This window comes from Flavimobilis sp. BM9 (assembly GCF_058313055.1).
Genome location: NZ_JBZEMO010000001.1, coordinates 676,840 through 695,089, shown reverse-complemented (window position 1 = coordinate 695,089; position 18,250 = coordinate 676,840). Strand labels below are relative to the sequence as shown.

Annotated in this window: 15 protein-coding genes; 6 read left to right on the top strand and 9 right to left on the bottom strand. The window is 69.8% G+C overall.

Features of this window, described 5'->3' with window-relative positions:
• The first annotated feature begins 131 nt into the window (after nt 1-131).
• Nucleotides 132-2,252, top strand: a complete 2,121-nt coding sequence (locus AC4F3Q_RS03115) for a beta-galactosidase (protein WP_491038681.1) — start codon at nt 132-134, stop codon at nt 2,250-2,252.
• Nucleotides 2,253-2,286: 34 nt separating this feature from the next.
• Here the strand turns inward: AC4F3Q_RS03115 and AC4F3Q_RS03110 are convergent, their stop codons facing one another.
• Genes AC4F3Q_RS03110 through AC4F3Q_RS03100 form a run of 3 tightly spaced genes read right to left on the bottom strand, consistent with a single transcriptional unit; the run spans nt 2,287 to nt 4,865 of the window.
• Nucleotides 2,287-3,024, bottom strand: coding sequence for an alpha/beta fold hydrolase (locus tag AC4F3Q_RS03110; RefSeq protein ID WP_491038680.1), 738 nt, complete (start codon nt 3,022-3,024; stop codon nt 2,287-2,289).
• Nucleotides 3,025-3,069: 45 nt separating this feature from the next.
• Nucleotides 3,070-3,870, bottom strand: coding sequence for a coenzyme F420-0:L-glutamate ligase (gene cofE / locus AC4F3Q_RS03105; RefSeq protein ID WP_491038679.1), 801 nt, complete (start codon nt 3,868-3,870; stop codon nt 3,070-3,072).
• Nucleotides 3,867-4,865, bottom strand: coding sequence for a TIGR03557 family F420-dependent LLM class oxidoreductase (locus AC4F3Q_RS03100; RefSeq protein ID WP_491038678.1), 999 nt, complete (start codon nt 4,863-4,865; stop codon nt 3,867-3,869). The genes cofE and AC4F3Q_RS03100 overlap by 4 nt, the downstream gene beginning before the upstream one ends.
• A 118-nt stretch (nt 4,866-4,983) precedes the next feature.
• On the opposite strand from AC4F3Q_RS03100, the gene valS reads away from it, so the two are divergent.
• The 5 genes from valS to AC4F3Q_RS03075 all read left to right on the top strand — a co-directional run bounded on the left by valS (nt 4,984) and on the right by AC4F3Q_RS03075 (nt 12,148).
• Nucleotides 4,984-7,698 carry a valine--tRNA ligase gene (valS, locus tag AC4F3Q_RS03095; RefSeq protein ID WP_491038677.1) on the top strand — a complete coding sequence of 905 codons (2,715 nt, stop codon included), beginning with the start codon at nt 4,984-4,986 and terminating at the stop codon, nt 7,696-7,698.
• A gap of 114 nt (nt 7,699-7,812) precedes the next feature.
• Nucleotides 7,813-9,609 (top strand): AMP-dependent synthetase/ligase, encoded by a 1,797-nt coding sequence (locus AC4F3Q_RS03090; protein WP_491038676.1) that lies wholly within the window; start codon nt 7,813-7,815, stop codon nt 9,607-9,609.
• Between the two features lie 121 nt (nt 9,610-9,730).
• A complete protein-coding gene (locus tag AC4F3Q_RS03085) occupies nt 9,731-10,531 on the top strand; it encodes a transporter substrate-binding domain-containing protein (protein WP_491038675.1) in 801 nt (266 codons plus the stop codon).
• Between the two features lie 7 nt (nt 10,532-10,538).
• Nucleotides 10,539-11,378 (top strand): amino acid ABC transporter permease, encoded by an 840-nt coding sequence (locus AC4F3Q_RS03080; RefSeq protein ID WP_491038674.1) that lies wholly within the window; start codon nt 10,539-10,541, stop codon nt 11,376-11,378.
• Nucleotides 11,375-12,148, top strand: coding sequence for an amino acid ABC transporter ATP-binding protein (locus AC4F3Q_RS03075; RefSeq protein WP_168445970.1), 774 nt, complete (start codon nt 11,375-11,377; stop codon nt 12,146-12,148). The genes AC4F3Q_RS03080 and AC4F3Q_RS03075 overlap by 4 nt, the downstream gene beginning before the upstream one ends.
• Nucleotides 12,149-12,244: 96 nt before the next feature.
• On the opposite strand, the gene AC4F3Q_RS03070 is transcribed toward AC4F3Q_RS03075, so the two are convergent.
• From AC4F3Q_RS03070 to tig, 6 genes are all read right to left on the bottom strand, one after another.
• Nucleotides 12,245-13,435 (bottom strand): baeRF2 domain-containing protein, encoded by a 1,191-nt coding sequence (locus AC4F3Q_RS03070; RefSeq protein ID WP_491038673.1) that lies wholly within the window; start codon nt 13,433-13,435, stop codon nt 12,245-12,247.
• Between the two features lie 114 nt (nt 13,436-13,549).
• A complete protein-coding gene (locus AC4F3Q_RS03065) occupies nt 13,550-13,885 on the bottom strand; it encodes a chorismate mutase (protein WP_491038672.1) in 336 nt (111 codons plus the stop codon).
• Nucleotides 13,885-15,156, bottom strand: coding sequence for an ATP-dependent Clp protease ATP-binding subunit ClpX (gene clpX / locus AC4F3Q_RS03060; RefSeq protein ID WP_168445973.1), 1,272 nt, complete (start codon nt 15,154-15,156; stop codon nt 13,885-13,887). The genes AC4F3Q_RS03065 and clpX overlap by 1 nt, the downstream gene beginning before the upstream one ends.
• Nucleotides 15,157-15,261: 105 nt before the next feature.
• Nucleotides 15,262-15,972, bottom strand: coding sequence for an ATP-dependent Clp protease proteolytic subunit (locus AC4F3Q_RS03055; RefSeq protein ID WP_350308680.1), 711 nt, complete (start codon nt 15,970-15,972; stop codon nt 15,262-15,264).
• Between the two features lie 47 nt (nt 15,973-16,019).
• On the bottom strand, nt 16,020-16,649 hold the full coding sequence (locus tag AC4F3Q_RS03050) for an ATP-dependent Clp protease proteolytic subunit (protein ID WP_286189126.1): 630 nt from the start codon (nt 16,647-16,649) through the stop codon (nt 16,020-16,022).
• Between the two features lie 177 nt (nt 16,650-16,826).
• Nucleotides 16,827-18,173: a trigger factor gene (gene tig, locus AC4F3Q_RS03045; protein ID WP_491038671.1), complete on the bottom strand. Its 1,347-nt coding sequence runs from the start codon at nt 18,171-18,173 to the stop codon at nt 16,827-16,829.
• Nucleotides 18,174-18,250: the final 77 nt, after the last annotated feature.

Below are 18,250 nucleotides of genomic sequence, written 5' to 3'. Positions count from 1 at the left end.
TGTGGGGCTGTGCACGGTCACAGTAGCGCTCACACCCGAACACTTGTCAACAGCGTTCACCGTAGTGTTATCTAGGTCTGCGCGGCCAATGACGACTGTGATCGTGCACAGGAATGCACCGAAGGAGCGACATGACCTCGAACCACTACCCGGACATGGGCCCCGCCTACGACGGCTGGCTGCCCGGCGTCGGGCAGATCTGCTACGGAGGTGACTACAACCCCGAGCAGTGGCCCGAGGAGGTCTGGCACGAGGACGTGGCACTCATGCGCCAGGCCGGGGTGAACCTCGTGAGCATCGGCATCTGGAGCTGGGCCCTGCTCGAGCCGAGGGAAGGCGAGTACGACTTCGACTGGCTGGACAGGCTGCTCGACCTGCTCCACGCCCACGGGATCCACGCAGACCTCGGCACGCCCACGGCGTCACCGCCGGCTTGGTTCTTCCACACCTACCCCGACGCGCGCGTCGTGACGCGCGACGGGACCACGCTGGGGTTCGGGTCGCGCGGCATGGCCGCACCGTCGCACCCCGCCTACCGTCAGGCGGCGGTGCGCATCGCCGACCGGCTCGCGGAGCGCTACCACGCCCACCCCGCCGTCGTGCTGTGGCACGTCCACAACGAGTACGGCGCGCCCGTCTCCGAGGACTACTCGCCCGCGAGCACCACCGCGTTCCGGGCCTGGCTCGAGCGGCGCTACGGCACGCTCGACGCGCTGAACGCCGCGTGGGGAACACGGTTCTGGGGCCAGGTCTACGGCGCCTGGGACCACGTCGGCGTCCCCGCCGCGACGCCGACCGTCGCCAACCCGGCGCAGCGCCTCGACTTCGCCCGGTTCACGAACGACGCGCTCCTCGCGTGCTTCACCGCCGAGCGCGACGCGATCCGCGCGCACTCCGACCTGCCCGTCACGACCAACTTCATGGCGGCGTCGTGCCCCGCGACCGACCTCTGGGCGTGGGGCCGCGAGGTCGACATCGTCTCGAACGACCACTACCTGACCGCCGCCGACCCCCGCGGCGAGGTCGGGCTGGCGCTCGCCGCGGACCTCACGAGGTCCGTGGCGGGCGGCAAGCCCTGGATGCTCCTGGAGCACTCACCCTCCGGCGTCAACTGGCAGCCCCGCAACGTGGCGAAGCGCCCTGGCGAGATGCGCCGCAACGCGTTCTCCCACCTCGGGCGCGGCGCCGACGCCATCATGTTCTTCCAGTGGCGCGCCTCCCGCTCCGGCGCTGAGAAGTTCCACGGCGCGATGGTGCCGCACGCGGGCACGACGAGCCGTGTGTGGCACGAGGTCGTCGGCCTCGGCGCCGAGCTGGCGTCGCTCGCAGAGGTCCGAGGCTCGCGCGTCCGCGCGGACGTCGCGATCCTCTGGGACCAGGAGTCGATGTGGGCGCAAGGCCTCGAGTGGCGCCCGTCCGTGGACGTCGACGCGCTCGAACGCATCACGACGTTCTACGACCGGTTCTGGCGCGACGGCGTGGCCGTCGACTTCGCCCACCCGAGCCAGGACCTCTCCAGGTACCGCCTGGTCGTCGCGCCGTCGTCCTACCTCCTGACCGCGGACGACGCCGCCAACCTCACGGCGTACGTCGAGGGGGGCGGCACGCTTCTCGTCTCGTTCTTCTCTGGGATCGTCGACGAGAACGACGCCGTCCACCCGGGCGGCTTCCTCGCTCCCCTGCGCCGCGCTCTCGGCGTCACGGTCGAGGAGTTCCTCCCTCTACGCGAAGGCGAGACGCTGCAGGTCGCGCTCGACGGCGGCACGTCCGCGCCGGGCCTCACGGGGGTCATGACCGGCGACGTCTGGGCCGACGACGTCGCGGTCGAGGGCGCCACCGTCGTCGGGACCTACGTCGACGGCCCCAAGCCGGGCGGCGCCGCCGTGACACGCCACAGGCTCGGCGAGGGCGTCGGTTGGTACGTCTCCACGAGGCTCGACGTCGACGCGCTCGCGACGGTGCTCGCCCCGGTCTACCTCGACGCGGGGATCGACGGCCCCGGACGCCCTGAGGGCCTCGAGGTCATGCGTCGGCACGGCGACGACGCGGACTACCTCGTCGCGGTCAACCACACCTCCGTCGACCACGAGCTCGCGCTCGACAGCCACGGGACGGACCTCCTGACAGGCGACACGCTCGAGCGCGCGTGCGTCGTCCCTGCGGGTGGCGTCCGTGCGCTGCGGCTCCCCCAGCCGCTCACGGTTCCGGGCACCCGCTCTGCCGCTCCCTCGAGGAGCAGCGCACGCGGGTGACGAACCCGTACGAGCCGGAGACCTTCTCGTCCGCTCACAGCGCCGCGAGGAAGTCCTCGACGGCCGAGCAGAAGGCCTCCGGCTCGTCCCGGCGCACGCAGTGCCCCGCCCCCGGAACCACCACACGACGGACGAGCGGGCTGCGAGGAGCGGCAGGGCTCATCGTGGGCCCCGGAGGGACCACGACGAGCGTGGGCACAGCGACCGTGTCCCACAGCGCGTCCCACTCACCGCGGACAGCGAGTCCGCCGGTCACTGCCTCGCGGTCCACCCGCGCCTTCGAGTCGGCCCACGCGTCGATCTCGGCATGGCTCCAGCGCGTCTGCGCGCGCATCCGCTCCACCTGACCGTCCCGGTCGGCCATCGCGTCCAGGAACGCGAGGTTCCCCGCCACGAAGCGTTCCGTGTCCGAGGGGTCCAGAGGCGACGTCGGGTCCTCGAGGACGAGGGCGCGCACCGCCCCGGGGCGCCGGAGCGCCGCCCGGAGGGCAAGGTTTCCCCCGAGCGAGTGCCCCAGGAGGACGACCGGGGCCGGCTGCTCGTCGAGGAGCGCGACGACGTCGTCGAGCATGACCTCCGTCGCCCGCGGTCGCTCGTCCTGCGTGAGACGGGGCGAGCGGCCGTGCCCGCGCAGGTCGACCGCCACGAGGTCCCATGCCGCACCCCACCGCTCGACGAGGTCCGGCCAGGTGGTGCCGTCCTCCGTCATCCCGTGCAGGAGCAGCATGCGGGGAGCTTGCGGGTTGCCGTACCGGTGAACGTGCAGGTCCATGCCCCGCAGCGTAGGGCCAGCGCCCGACACTCCGGGGGTGCGGCGCTAGCTCGGGGCGTCCGCGTCACCCGCTCTGGCGACGGCGCGACCGTCCGCAAGCCCGCGCGCGTATGCCTCGGCCGTCCCTTCGGCGAACAGGTCGTCCGCCCCGAGGCGCGGCAGGACGCGGGCTCCCGGGCCGTCGTCGTCCGTGACGAGGTGGCCGAGACCACGGACGATCGCGACGGGACGTCCTGTGACCTTGCCCTTGGCGAGGTCTGCGGCCGCGGCGATCTCGTCGGCGACGGCGCGCACGGTCATCCCCAGCTCGCGGCCCGCGCTGTCGCGGCGGCCGCGCTCGTCCTCGACGACGCGCACGCCTGCCGCACCGATCGCGAGGTCGACGAGGCCGTCGCGCCACACGCGCCCGGCCGTGTCCGTCACGACCACGCCGACGCGGACGGCGAGGCAGGCGTGCAGCGCGGCGCGCAGCCTCGCTGCGGACGCGTCCGGGTCGAGCGGGAGCAGGAGGACCGTGCCCTCGGGCGTGTTGGACGCGTCGACGCCGGCCGCCGCCATGACGAGCCCGAGCCGGTTCTCGACGATGCGCAGCGGCGGGCCACCCGGCCGCTCGCGCGTCGCGACGACGCGCACGGTCTCCGCGGTGATCGCGTCCTCCCGGTCGTCGGCCGCGACGACGCGCCCCTCGGCCTTCGACACGATCTTGCTCGCGACGACGACGACGTCACCGTCCGCGAGGTCCGGGCACGCTGACGCGACGATCGCCGCGAGGTCGTCTCCGGTGGTGACCTCAGGTATGCCATCGGGCGCCCAGACGCGGAAGCCCGCGCCGTCCGCGTGGCTCACCGCGACAGCTTGGGCAGCACGTCCTTGGCGAACACGTCGATCCACTCGCGCTGGTTGCGGCCCACGTTGTGCAGGTAGATGCGGTCGAAGCCCAGGTCGACGTACTTCTGGATGTTCGCGCGGTGCACGTCCGGGTCGGACGAGATGACCATGCGGCCCTCGAAGTCCTCGGGCCGCACCAGCCGGGCGATCTGCTCGAACTCGAACGGCGATCGGATGTCCGCCTTCGGGAACTTCATGCCGCCGTTCGGCCACTCCGTCATCGCGTTCGCGAGCGCCTCCTCGTCGGTCGGTGCCCAGGACAGGTGGATCTGCAGCACCTTCGGCATCGACTCCGGGTCACGGCCTGACTCGCGCGCGCCGTCGTCGAACTTGCCGAACAGCATCGAGATCTTCTCGAGCGGCGCGCCCACCGTGATGAGCCCGTCCGCGTACTTGCCCGCGCGCTTCGCCGTCACCGGGCCGGCGGTCGCGACGAGGATCTCCGGCGGGACATCCGGCATGGTCCACAGGCGCGTCGACTCGAGCTTGTAGAACTGGCCCGAGTGCTTCGTGTCCTTGCCCGCGAGCGACGCCGTGAAGAGCTTCTTGATGATCTCGATCGCCTCGAACATGCGGTTGATCCGCTCGGGCGCCTCAGGCCAGTACTGGCCGACGATGTGCTCGTTGAGCGCCTCCCCCGAGCCGAGTCCCAGCCAGTGCCGTCCCGGGTACATCGCGGCGAGCGTCGCGCTCGCCTGCGCGACCATCGCCGGGTGCCAGCGGAACGTCGGCGCCGTCACGCCGGGCCCGATGTCCCCGCGCGTACGCTCGCCGAGCGCCGAGAGCACGTTCCACACGAACGCGCTCTGACCCTGCTGCGGAACCCACGGCTGGAAGTGGTCGGCAGCCATGACACCGGAGAATCCGAGCGACTCCGCGTACGCGGACAGCTCGATGATCTCGGTGGGGTGGAACTGCTCGAGCATGGCGGCGTAGCCGATGGTCAGGTCCATGAGCCGAGCCTAGCCGCCGACCCCGACACGTGCCCCGGCACGATGCGCCGACGCCTCGGCGCGCCTCGCTCGTGCAGAGTTGCCCACCAGCCCCCCGGATCTGGGATCATGGGTTCTCATGAGCACCCCCGAGACCACCGGACCTGAGTCGACGCCCGTCACGGGCATGCAGCACGGCGTGATCACCGCCTCCGTCGGCGAGGTACCGGACAAGGTCAGCCTCGACGGTCTCGAGACGAAGCTCGACGAGCGCTGGGCCGCCGAGGGCACGTACGCGTTCGACCGCACGGCGGAGCGCGCGGACGTCTACTCGATCGACACGCCCCCGCCGACGGTCTCGGGCTCGCTGCACGTCGGCCACGTGTTCTCCTACACGCACACCGACGTCGTCGCGCGCTTCCAGCGCATGCGTGGCAAGTCCGTGTTCTACCCGATGGGCTGGGACGACAACGGGCTGCCGACCGAGCGTCGCGTGCAGAACTACTACGGCGTGCGCTGCGACCCGTCCCTCCCGTACATCGAGAACTTCGTGCCGCCGTTCGAGGGCGCTGAGGGCAAGAGCGTCAAGGCTGCGGACCAGCAGCCGATCGGCCGCAAGAACTTCGTCGAGCTGTGCGAGCGGCTGACGGCCGAGGACGAGAAGCAGTTCGAGGCGCTGTGGCGCCACCTCGGGCTCTCGGTCGACTGGTCGCACCACTACCAGACGATCGGCAAGCGGGCCCAGGCGACCGCGCAGACGGCGTTCCTGCGGAACCTCGCGCGCGGTGAGGCGTACCAGGCGGAGGCGCCGGGACTGTGGGACGTGACGTTCCAGACGGCCGTGGCGCAGGCGGAGCTCGAGGCTCGCGACTACCCGGGCCACTTCCACAAGGTCGACTTCCACGCGGCTGACGGCAGCGCCGTCCAGATCGAGACGACGCGCCCCGAGCTGCTGCCCGCGTGCGTCGCGCTCATCGCGCACCCGGACGACGAGCGCTACAAGGACCTCTTCGGCACGACCGTCAGGTCCCCGCTGTTCGACGTCGAGGTGCCGGTCCTCGCGCACCCGGCGGCTGAGCCGGACAAGGGTGCAGGCATCGCGATGTGCTGCACGTTCGGCGACCTGACGGACGTGCAGTGGTGGCGTGAGCTGCAGCTGCCGACCCGGTCGATCCTGAACCGTGACGGCCGCCTCACGCGTGAGGTCCCCGCATGGATCAGCTCTGAGCGGGGTGTCGCGCTGTTCGAGGAGATCGCCGGCAAGACGACGTTCTCCGCGCGCACCGCGATCGTCGAGGCGCTCACGGAGTCGGGCGACCTCGCGGGCGAGCCCGTCCCGACGCGTCGCAAGACGAACTTCTTCGAGAAGGGCGACAAGCCGCTCGAGATCGTCACGAGCCGCCAGTGGTACATCCGCAACGGTGGCCGCGACGCGGACCTCAACGCGGCGCTGCTCGCGCGTGGTGACGAGCTCAAGTTCCACCCTGAGTTCATGGCGGTGCGCTACTCGAACTGGGTCGGCGGCCTCAACGGCGACTGGCTCGTCTCGCGCCAGCGCTTCTTCGGCGTGCCGATCCCGGTCTGGTATCCCGTGGACGCCGAGGGCGAGCCCGTGTGGGACTCCCCGATCGTCCCCGACGAGGCGACGCTGCCGATCGACCCGTCGTCCGACGTCCCGCCGGGCTACTCCGCCGAGCAGCGGGGCCAGGCGAACGGCTTCGTGGGCGACCCCGACATCATGGACACGTGGGCGACGAGCTCGCTCACCCCGCAGATCGCCGGTGGCTGGCTCGACGACACAGACCTGTTCGAGCGTGTCTTCCCGATGAACCTGCGCCCGCAGGGCCAGGACATCATCCGGACGTGGCTGTTCTCGACGGTCGTGCGCTCGCACCTCGAGCACGGTTCGCTGCCGTGGACCGACGCGGCGATCTCCGGGTGGATCCTCGACCCGGACCGCAAGAAGATGTCGAAGTCGAAGGGCAACGTCGTCACGCCGATGGGCCTGCTCGAGGAGCACGGCTCTGACGCGGTGCGCTACTGGGCGGCGTCCGCGCGTCTGGGCACCGATGCGGCGTTCGAGGTCGGTCAGATGAAGATCGGCCGGCGTCTCGCGATCAAGATTCTCAACGCGTCGAAGTTCGCGCTGTCGTTCGCAGGCGAGGGCGAGGTTCGTCTCGACCCGAGCCTCGTGACCGTGCCGCTCGACCGCGCGATGCTCGCGGGCCTCGCTGACGTGGTCGACGCCGCGACCGAGGCGCTCGAGGCGTACGACCACACGCGCGCCCTGGAGATCTCGGAGACGTTCTTCTGGACGTTCTGCGACGACTACCTCGAGCTCGTCAAGGACCGCGCCTACGGCGGCGGTGGCGAGGACGTGTCGGCCGAGACGCAGTCGGCGCGCGTGGCGCTCGCCCTCGCGCTCGACACGTTGCTGCGCCTGTTCGCTCCGGTGCTGCCGTTCGCGACCGAGGAGGTCTGGTCGTGGTGGCGCACCGGTTCGGTGCACCGTGCTCCGTGGCCCGTCTCGGGCGGCCTGCGCGTCGCTGCAGGTGACGCTCGCTTCGAGGACCTGACGGCCGCTGGCAACGCTCTCGCCGCGCTGCGCAAGATCAAGTCCGAGGCGAAGGTCTCGATGCGGACGCCGATCCTCCTCGCGGAGCTCGCCGTGCCGGCGACCGCTCTCGCCGCGGTCGAGTCCGCGGTCGTCGACGTCCGCGGTGCGGGTCGCGTCACGGGCGAGCTCGTGCTCGTCGAGGCGTCCGAGGGCCAGGGTGACCCGAACGTCCAGGGCGGCCTCGTCGTCGTCCGCTCGGAGCTCGGCGAGGCCGAGGCGCGCAAGCCGCGCGGCTGAGCAGCACACCACCTACCCGGGCGGGGGCGCGAGCGCGTCCCCGCCACCCGGACGTCGGTGGCGCCGCCGACGACGCCACGCCCGACGCCTCAGGGACGTCACGAAAGGCCCCTCATGCGTGAGACTTCCTCCCCCGACCTCGTCGACGTGCCCGAGGGCTCGTCGCTCTGCACGATCCTGGCGCTGCGTGTCGCAGCGAACCCGGGCGGCGTGCTGATCGAGCGGAAGGCGGGCCTTGCCGGCGGGTGGATCCCCGTGACTGCGCAGCGCTTCGCCGACGAGGTCGTCGAGGTGGCGAAGGGGCTCGTCGCGAAGGGTGTCGAGGCGGGCGACCGCGTCGCGATCATGTCGCGCACCCGCTATGAGTGGACGCTCCTCGACTTTGCGTGCTGGGCGGCGGGTGCCGTGCCGGTGCCCGTCTACGAGACGAGCTCGGCGGACCAGGTCCGGTGGATCTGCTCGGACGCGGGCGTGAGCGTCGCCGTGGTGGAGTCGTCGGCGCACGCGTCGCTCGTCGACGAGGCCCGCACGGACCTCCCCGAGCTGCGCGAGGTCCTCGTCCTCGAGAACGACGCGATCGAGGACCTGCGCCGCGCGGGCGCGGGGGTCGACGACGCGGTCGTCGCGGCGCGGACCGAAGCGGTCCGTGGCGACGACCTCGCGACGATCATCTACACGTCGGGGACGACCGGCCGCCCGAAGGGCGCCGAGATGACGCACTGGAGCTTCGCGTACCTGGCGCGCAACGGCATCCGCTCGCTGCCGCAGGTGTGCACCGTGCCGGGCTCTCGCACCTTGCTGTTCCTGCCGCTCGCGCACGTGTTCGCGCGGTACATCCAGATCGTCGCGATCACGTCGGGCTCGGTGCTGGGCCACACGCCTGACACGCGCAACCTGCTGCCTGACCTGAGCACGTTCAAGCCGACCTATCTGCTCGCGGTGCCGCGCGTGTTCGAGAAGGTCTACAACGCGTCGGAGCAGAAGGCCGGCTCGGGTGCGCGCCTGAAGCTGTTCCGGTGGGCGGCGAAGGTCGCGATCCAGACGTCGCGCGCATGGGACACGCCGCAGGGCCCGTCCGTCGTGCTCAAGGCGCAGCACCAGGTCGCGAGCGCCCTGCTCTTCTCGAAGCTGCGTGCGGCCCTCGGCGGTCAGGCGAGGTATGCGATCTCGGGTGGTGCGCCGCTCGGCGAGCGCCTCGGGCACTTCTACCGCGGCATCGGCCTGACGATCCTCGAGGGCTACGGGCTCACCGAGACGACGGCGCCGACGGCGGTCAACCGTCCGGACCGCATCAAGGTCGGGACGGTCGGTCCTGCGTTCGCGGGGACGAGCCTGAGGATCGACGACGACGGTGAGGTCCTCGTCAAGGGTCCGCACGTGTTCCGCGGCTACCGGAACAACCCCGCGGCGACCGCGGAGGCGCTGTCTGACGGCTGGTTCCGCACGGGCGACCTCGGCACGATCGACGACGACGGCTTCCTGCAGATCACGGGCCGCAAGAAGGAGATCATCATCACCGCCGGCGGGAAGAACGTCGCTCCGGCGGTGCTCGAGGACCGCTTCCGTGGCCACCCGCTCGTGAGCCAGTGCGTGGTCGTGGGCGACCAGCGCCCGTTCATCGCGGCGCTCGTGACGCTCGACGCCGAGATGCTGCCGGGATGGCTGGCGTCGCACGGACTTCCGGTCATGTCGGTCTCCGAGGCTGCGGAGCACCCGGAGGTGCTCGCGGCGATGCACCGCGCGGCCGAGCGGGCGAACAAGGCAGTCTCGCGTGCGGAGTCGATCCGCAAGGTGAGGGTCCTGACGACGGACTTCACGGAGGCGAACGGCTATCTGACGCCGTCGCTGAAGGTGAAGCGCTCGCTCGTGCTCAAGGACTTCGCAGACCAGGTGGACGCGATCTACGGGTGACGCCGCGGGGGTACCACATGTGGATCGCCTCACACAGGCACTCGGGACCATGTCTCACGTCTCGGTCGTATATGTATGATGTGCTCGGAATAATCATTCACGATCAGACGTCAGGACGCTCATGACCTCCCTCAAGCACCTCGTCCCCGCTCTCGCCGTCGGCGCCCTCGTGCTCACCGGCTGCTCCTCGACCGAGTCGCCCACCACCACCGCGACCGACGCGTCGGGCGCTCCCGCCGTCGCGCTCGTCAAGGGCGACGTGCTCACGGTGTGCACCAACCCGCCGTTCGAGCCGTTCGAGTTCATCGAGGGCGACCAGATCGTCGGCCTCGACATGGACCTCACCGGGGAGATCGCGAAGGACCTCGGCGTCGAGCAGAAGGTCCTCAACGTCGGCTTCGACGCCATGGAGTCGGGTGCGGCCCTCAACACGAGCCAGTGCGACGTCGTCGCGACCGGCATGTCGATCACCGAGGGACGCAAGGCCAACATCGACTTCTCGGAGCCGTACTTCGCCGCAGACCTCGGCCTCCTCGTCAAGGCGGGCTCCACCATCGCCACCGAGGCAGACCTCGCGGGCAAGAAGATCGGCGTCCAGAAGGCCACCGTCGGCGACACCTGGGTGGCAGACAAGGGCCTCACGGGCGTCCAGTTCGACGACCTCGGGCTCCAGATCCAGGCGTTGAAGACCGGCCAGGTCGACGCGGTCATCAACGACTATGCCGTCCTCGGCACGTACGAGAGCGACGAGCTCACGATCACGGCGACGCTCCCGACCGACGACGTCTACGGCATCGCCGTGAAGAAGGGCAACACCGCCCTCCTGGAGAAGGTCAACGCGACGCTCGCCCGCGTGAAGTCGGACGGCACGTGGGCCAAGATCCACACCGAGCGCTTCGGCTTCGCCCCGGCTGAGGACTGAGCACACCATGACGTCACCGGCTCCCGCCGCCGCCCGGACCGCCCCGGCCCGGGCGCGGCTGAGTCCGCGCCGCCGAGCGCTGATCTCTCGTGTCGTCCAGTATGCGGTGCTCGTCATCGTCCTGGGCGCCGCCGCCCTGGCGATCGACTGGGACAACGTCGGTACCAACATCTTCAACCCTGACGCCGCGCGCGCCGTCCTGCCGCAGCTGCCCAAGGCGTTCCTCAACACGGTCACGTACACGATCGCCGCGTTCGCGGTGGGTATCGCGCTCGGCACGCTGCTCGCACTCATGCGGCTGTCGTCCGTGGGGCTCTACCGCGCGATCGCGACCGCCTACGTCGAGTTCTTCCGGGGCATCCCCGCACTGCTGTTCGTCCTCACCGTCGGGTTCGGCGTGCCCTTCGCGTTCGGTGTCCAGTTCGACTCGGTCGTCACCAAGGTCGCGATCGGGCTAGGCATGGTGTCGGCCGCGTACATCGCGGAGACGCTCCGTGCAGGTCTGCAGGCCGTCCCCAAGGGTCAGGTCGAGGCGGCGCGATCGCTCGGCATGTCCCACACGCGCACGATGGTGACGATCGTGATCCCGCAGGCCTTCCGCATCGTCCTGCCGCCGATGACCAACGAGGTCATCCTCCTGACCAAGGACACGGCCCTCGTGTTCGGACTCGGGCTCACAGCAGCCGACTTCGAGCTCACGAAGATCGGGTCCAACGCCCTGTCGAGCCCGGCAGGCGGCGGCATGACGGCGCTCTTCGTCGTGGGCTTCTGCTACCTCATCATCACCATCCCGCTGGGATACCTCGCGCGCAGGCTCGAGGCCAAGGGCGCTAGGAGCCGCGCATGAACGCCACGACGCCGGTCGTGCAGATCAGCGACCTGCACAAGTCATACGGGCCCCGCGAGGTGCTCACGGGCGTCGACCTGACCGTCGAGCAGGGCGAGGTCGTGTGCATCATCGGCCCGTCGGGCTCGGGCAAGTCGACGCTGCTGCGCTGCGTCAACCAGCTGGAGACGGCGACGTCGGGTTCGATCGTCGTGCTCGACACGGAGATCACCGACCCGGACGTCGACATCGACGTCGTGCGTACGCACGTCGGCATGGTGTTCCAGGGCTTCAACCTCTTCGCACACCTCACGGTGCTCGAGAACTGCACGATCGCGCAGCGCAAGGTGCTCAAGCGCTCCAAGGAGGAGGCCGAGCGCATCGCCCTGCAGAATCTCGAGCGCGTCGGCCTCGGCGACCGTGGCGCCGCCCACCCTGCTCAGCTCTCCGGCGGCCAGCAGCAGCGCGTCGCGATCGCCCGCGCGCTCAGCATGGACCCCCAGCTCATGCTGTTCGACGAGCCGACGTCAGCCCTCGACCCGGAGCTCGTGGGCGACGTGCTCGCCGTCATGCGCGAGCTCGCGGAGGGCGGCATGACCATGATGGTCGTCACCCACGAGATGGCGTTCGCCCGCGAGGTCGCCGATCGCGTCGTCTTCATCGACGGTGGCGTCATCGTCGAGCAGGGCCCGCCCGCCGAGGTCATCGGCAACCCGCAGGAGCCGCGCACGCGACTCTTCCTCGAGAGGGTCCTCGACCCCACCCGCGCCCACCCGGGCGACGAGGACTGAGTCGCCGCGGCGACGGACAGAAGCGAAGGGCGCGGTGCGTGAGCACCGCGCCCTTCGCTTCTCCACGCGCCGTCAGGCTCGCGTGGAGAGGGCCGTTCAGGCGGTTGCCCCCGCCTTGGGCGCGGTCGGGCGGGACAGGCTCGCGAGGCCCTCGCGCGGCGTCGTCTCGTCGTGCCAGCGCAGCAACGCACCTACTCCCTCGAGCGGTGCTCGCTCAGCAGGCGCGAAGGTGAGCCCGGCGTCCTGCGCGATCGCGCTGCGCAGGAGCGCGACCGACGCCGGCAGCTCACGAAGGTTCTCGATGCCGAGGTCCTCGAGCTCGCCGCGGGACACCGCGATCTCGAAGGGGTCGTCACCGACCCATACGCTTCCGGTGACGACCGTCTGCTGCGCGACGTCCTCGGAGACGATCAGCTCCTCGACCTGTCCCTTGCGCAGCACGTCGACGACGTCAGCGAGCGAGGACACGGCGCGTCCGCCCTTGCCGTGGTGCTCGTCGAACCTCTCCAGGACGCGGTCACGCCGGTGGGCACGGCACGCCTCGAGCGCCTCCTCGACCTGCTGCTGGAACGCGTCCTCCTTCGCGCCGGGGTTCCGGCTGCCGCCGGGGACCACGACCGTGAGGGCACGCGCCCGCTGTCCGAGCGCGGACTCGATGAGGCTCACGGCCCGCTTGTCGCCTGAGATCACGATCGCCTCGGGCGCGTCACGGGTGACGAGCCCGTCGAGCGCTGCGGCGACCTCCTCGGCGTTGCGCTCCCACGAGTCGGTCGCGCGGTTCTCGATCCTGCCCTCGGACGTGCCGCCGGCGCGGACGTTCTCGATCTCGTCGTGGCTGCCCTCGACGGTCGCGTGCCAGGCGACGTCAGCGGCCCCCCAGCCCTCTCGCACGATGTCGGCACCGCTGCGGTCGACGAGCACGACGACGTGGTCGACGTTCTCGTCGCCGTACAAGGAGGCGAGCAGGAGCTCGGGAACCGGTCCGCGGACGGCGGTCGAGGTGACGGGTGCGACCCGGACGAGACGGTCGACGAGGATACCCTCGTCGTCGGTGGCGACGATGACGCGGCCACGGGCTCCGAGTCGGCGCACAGGGCGTCCGAGCGCCTCGTCAAGCTCCGTGAGGAGCGACATAGGCGTGCCTGCCTCCTGGAGCGACCGGTGCAGGGAGCGCCATCGCTCCTCCACCTCCCGGTCTGCTCGGCCACCCTCGCGCGTCACGTCGATCGACACGGTGGTGAACGGAGCCTTGCGGCCCAGCAGCGGACGGATCCAGTCAAGCTTCATCGCGACCCTCGTTTCGCCGTGGCCGGCCCGGGGTGGCCGGCCGTTCCTCTACTCTCCGCCGGAACGACGACGCCCGCCATCGCTCAGCGAGCGGTGGCGGGCGGGGTGCGGGCTCTAGGAGTAGATGTCGAGGATCGGCGCCTCGCCGTCGCCCTGCTCGGCGATGAGCTGGTGCCGGCGCTTGACCTCGGTGACGACGAAGGTGCGGAAGCGTTCCGCGAACACGGGGTCGAGCCCGGCGCTCGCAGCGATCTGCGCGAGGCGCTCGATCTGCTGCGTCTCGCGGCCGAGGTCTTCCGGGGGCAAGCCGCCCTGCGCCTTGAGCTCTCCGACGCGCTGGGTGCACTTGAAACGCTCTGCGAGCAGGTACATCAACGCGCCGTCGATGTTGTCGATCGAGTGGCGCAGACGGACGATCTCGTCGGGAAGCTCGGGGGCGGGCTCCCCCATCAGGCGCTCTTCTCGCGGTGGAGGTCGTCGGGGCGCATGACGAACTGCGGTTCTCCCTCACCGAGCACGACGTCACGGTCGACGATGACGCGGTCGATGTCCTCGCGGCTGGGGATGTCGAACATGATCGGCTGGAGGGTCTCCTCCAGGATCGCTCGCAGGCCGCGGGCACCGGTCTTGCGCTCGAGCGCCTTGGCCGCGATCGTCACGAGCGCTTCCTCGGTCAGCTCGAGCTCGACCCCGTCGATCTCGAACATGCGGCGGTACTGCTTGACGAGCGCGTTGCGCGGCTGGGTCAGGATGCTGACGAGGGCGTCCTCGTCGAGCTTCGACACGGACGTGACGACCGGCAGACGGCCGATGAACTCGGGGATCAGACCGAACTTCACGAGGTCCTCGGGACGGACCTCTCCGAAGAGGTCGCCTTCCTCGTCGGAGTCCATGGGCGCACCGAAGCCGACGCCGCGCTTGCGCACGCGCTGCGCGATGATCTCCTCGAGGCCCGCGAACGCACCCGCGACGATGAACAGGACGTTCGACGTGTCGATCTGGATGAACTCCTGGTGCGGGTGCTTGCGGCCACCCTGCGGCGGGACGGAGGCGACCGTCCCCTCGATGATCTTTAGCAGCGCCTGCTGCACGCCCTCGCCAGACACGTCACGCGTGATCGACGGGTTCTCCGACTTGCGGGCGATCTTGTCGACCTCGTCGATGTAGATGATGCCCGTCTCTGCCTTCTTGACGTCGAAGTCAGCGGCCTGGATGAGTTTGAGGAGGATGTTCTCGACGTCCTCGCCGACGTAGCCGGCCTCGGTGAGCGCCGTCGCGTCGGCGATCGCGAACGGGACGTTGAGCATCTTCGCGAGCGTCTGCGCGAGGTACGTCTTGCCCGTACCGGTGGGACCGATGAGCAGGATGTTCGACTTGGCGATCTCGACCTGGTCGTCGTCGTCGGCCGTCGGCTTGCCGCTCAGACCCGCCTGGATGCGCTTGTAGTGGTTGTAGACGGCGACGGCGAGGGCACGCTTCGCGGCGTCCTGACCGACGATGTACTGGCTGAGGAAGTCGAAGATCGTGCGAGGCTTCGGCAGCTCGGCGAGGCCCGTCTCGACGGACTCGGTGAGCTCCTCCTCGATGATCTCGTTGCACAGCTCGATGCACTCGTCGCAGATGTAGACGCCCGGTCCGGCGATGAGCTTCTTGACCTGCTTCTGCGACTTCCCGCAGAAGGAGCACTTGAGCAGGTCGGCGCCGTCTCCGATGCGTGCCAAAGCCTTGCCCCTTTCAGCGCCGTCTCTCCGAGCGAGTGACGGCTGTCGAGTCCATTGCACACCACCGGAGCGCCGATGTCAGTTCCGACGCTCCGGCGGGTGGGTTCAGGCCTTCGGCAGGATCTTCGCCTTCCGGCTCTCCATGACCTGGTCGACGATCCCGTAGTCGGCGGCCTGCTGTGCCGAGAGGATCTTGTCGCGCTCGATGTCCTGACGCACCTGCTCGACCGGGTTGCCGGTGTGCAGAGCGAGCGTGTCCTCGAGCCACTCGCGCATGCGGATGAGCTCGTTGGCGTGGATCTCGATGTCGGACGCCTGCGCGTAGCCGCCGCCCTCCATTGCAGGCTGGTGGATCAGCACGCGCGCGTTCGGCAGGGCGAGACGCTTGCCCGGCTGGCCGGCGGCGAGCAGCACGGCCGCAGCGGAAGCCGCCTGGCCGAGGCAGACGGTCTGCACCTGCGACTTGATGTACTGCATCGTGTCGTAGATCGCCGTCATCGCGGTGAACGAGCCACCGGGCGAGTTGATGTACATGTTGATGTCACGGTCCGGGTCCTGGCTCTCGAGGACGAGGAGCTGGGCCATGACGTCGTCGGCGGACGCGTCGTCGACCTGGACGCCGAGGAAGATGATGCGGTCCTCGAACAGTTTCGCGTACGGGTCCTGACGCTTGAAGCCGTAGGGGGTGCGCTCCTCGAAGCTGGGGAGCACGTACCGGTTGGACGGGCCCGCGGGGGCCATGCCTCCGGCGAGCGCGGCACCGTAGGGGCCGGCCAGCCGCTGGGCGGTGGAGATGTACTGGGACTCGATGCTCACTGGTTTCTCCTGGAAGCTCGGTGACCTGGGGGTGGGAGGCGGACGCGTCAGGCGTTCGCCGTGCCGCCGCCGCCAGGGACGGAACCGGCGTGGGTGACGACGTGGTCGATGAAGCCGTACTCGAGGGCCTCGGTCGCGGTGAACCAGCGGTCGCGGTCGGAGTCCTGGTTGATCTGCTCGACGGTCTTGCCGGTCTGCTCGGCGATGAGCTCGGCGAGCACCCGCTTCATGTGGAGGATCAGCTCGGCGTTGATGCGGACGTCGGTCGCGGTGCCGCCGATGCCGCCCGAGGGCTGGTGCATCATGACGCGGGCGTGCGGCGTCGCGAAGCGCTTGCCCTTGGCGCCCGAGGAGAGCAGGAACTGCCCCATCGAGGCGGCCATGCCCATCGCGACGGTCGCGACGTCGGGCTGGATGAACTGCATCGTGTCGTAGATCGCCATGCCTGCCGTGATCGAGCCACCGGGCGAGTTGATGTACAGGAAGATGTCCTTCTCAGGGTCCTCCGCGGCCAGGAGCATCATCTGCGCGCAGATCGCGTTGGCGTTCTCGTCGCGCACCTCCGAGCCGAGCCAGATGATGCGCTCCTTGAGGAGCCTGTTGTAGATGGAGTCGTTCAGGCCTAGGCCTGCCACGTCACCGCGGGCTGCCACCGGCATCTGCTCGTTCACGCTCATCTCCCTATGTATGGGTTTCACCTTCGTCGACCCTAACGCGGGACCCCTGCGGTCTCTGCCCGCTGCAGGCCCCTTTTCGCTTTGGGCGCACATGCTCTGCAGCACCGGGCCGGGCACCGCGAAGGCCGCGCCCGTCGGGGCGCGGCCTTCGCGGTGTTCGTGCTGGTGCGGGGAAGCTCAGGCCTCCTCGGACTCCTCGGCAGCGGCCTCGGCGGCCTCCTCGACGGCCGACACCGCGGCGTCGTCCTCGTCCGAGCCGATGAACTCGGACAGGTCGACGACGTTGCCCGACGCGTCCTTGACCTCGATCTGGCGCAGCGCGACGGCGAGGGCCTTCGAACGGGCGACCTCTCCGACGATCTGCGGGATCTGGCCGGAGCCGTCGATCTGCTTGATGAACTCGTTCGGGTCCATGCCGTACTGGCGCGCGGCACCGAGCAGGTACTCAAGGAGCTCGCCCTGTGCGACCTTGACGTCGAGGCTCTCGGCGAGGGTGTCGAGCAGGATCTGGTTCGTGATGGCGGTCGTGGCCTCCGTGGTGACCTCGGCGCGGTGCTCGTCGTCCTCCAGACGACCCTCACCCTCGAGGTGACGGTGGACCTCGGCCTCGACGACGCCGGACGGGACCGGGATCTCGATGGCGCCCTTGAGCGCCTCGAGGAGCGCGTCGCGCGCCTGGACCGCCTGGTTGGACGTCTTCATGGACGCGACCTGCTTGCGCAGGTCCTCGTCAAGCTCGGCCATCGTGTCGAACTCGGACGCCAGCTGGGCGAACTCGTCGTCAGCCTCAGGCAGCTCGCGGGTCTTGACCGAGGTGGCCGTGACCGAGATGGTCGCGTCCTTGCCCTCGTGCTCGCCGCCGGCGAGGGGCGAGGTGAAGGTCGTGGACTCGCCGGCCGAGAGGCCGATCAGCGCCTCGTCGAGACCGTCGAGCATCGTGCCCGAGCCGATCTGGTAGGACGTTCCGGAGATCGAGTCGATCTCCTCGTCCTCGATCTTCGCGGTCATGTCGATGACGACGAAGTCGCCGTCCTGGGCCGGGCGGTCGACGCCGACGAGCGAGCCGAAGCGCTCACGCAGGGCGTCACGACGCTCGGCGACGTCCTCGTCGGAGACCTCGACGTCGTCGACCGTGATGTTCAGGGTCGACAGCTCGGGGAGGTCGAGCGTCGGGCGGACCTCGACCTCGGCCGTGAAGTGCAGCTCACCCTCGGTCTCGGAGGGGTCCGGAACCTTGGTGACCTCGACGGTCGGCTGCGCGAGCGGGCGGAGCTCGTGCTCACGGACCGCGTCGGAGTAGAAGCCCGGCAGGCCCTCGTTGATGGCGTGCTCGAGGACCGCGCCACGACCGAAACGCTGGTCGATGATGCGTGCGGGGACCTTGCCCTTACGGAAGCCGGGGACGGTCACGTCCTTGGCGATGTGCTCGTAGGCGTGGTCGATGCTCGGCTTGAGCTCGTCGTACGCCACCTCCACGGTCAGCTTGACCTTGGTGGGCTCCAGGTTCTCGACGGCGCTCTTCACTTGCTGATCTCCAGATGATCGGGGGCCGACCGGGCAGACGCACCGGCGCGCGGGTAACCCGTCGATCCTACGCCATC